The sequence below is a fragment of the Methylobacterium sp. J-001 genome (assembly GCF_022829565.1).
Classification (GTDB): Bacteria; Pseudomonadota; Alphaproteobacteria; order Rhizobiales; family Beijerinckiaceae; genus Methylobacterium.
Genome location: NZ_JAKSYN010000016.1, coordinates 1 through 427, shown reverse-complemented (window position 1 = coordinate 427; position 427 = coordinate 1). Strand labels below are relative to the sequence as shown.

1 pseudogene is annotated in these 427 nt (G+C 71.2%); it reads right to left on the bottom strand.

What is annotated here, in order from left to right:
* A pseudogene (locus MKK65_RS00395) lies at window positions 1-125 on the bottom strand (DUF2793 domain-containing protein); the annotation flags it as partial.
* Between the last annotated feature and the right edge of the window lie 302 nt (window positions 126-427).

Here is a 427-nt window from a genome sequence, read left to right as displayed (position 1 = left end):
TTGTCCAGGCAGGCGAGCTGGACCAGGGCGTCGAGGAGGCCGAGCGCCTCGTTGTGGGTGACGTGCTTCTGGGCCTGGCTCGCCGCGATCAGCGTCAGTCCGAGGCGGGGCGTGGCGTCGGTCATGGTGGGCTCCGGTGTGGCTTGCAATGCCGCCATCGCGAGCGCAGCGAAGCCACCCAGTGCAGCGGGCGCTCGGGAGGGGTGGCGCATCCCTAGGTTGCTTCGTGGCGGTCGCAATGAGGGTGAGGGCTTCGCTCCAAAGCCGGATCAGGCGGTTCGGATCGCGATACGCGCGCGCGTCGCCGGGACGGGGCCGGCCACGGCGCCGATCAGGGCCACGGCCACGTCGAGGCTGGTCTGATTGCCGCCGAAATCGGCCGCCTCCTCGGCGTAGAGGACCTGCTGCGCCTCGGCCCGGATCCGAC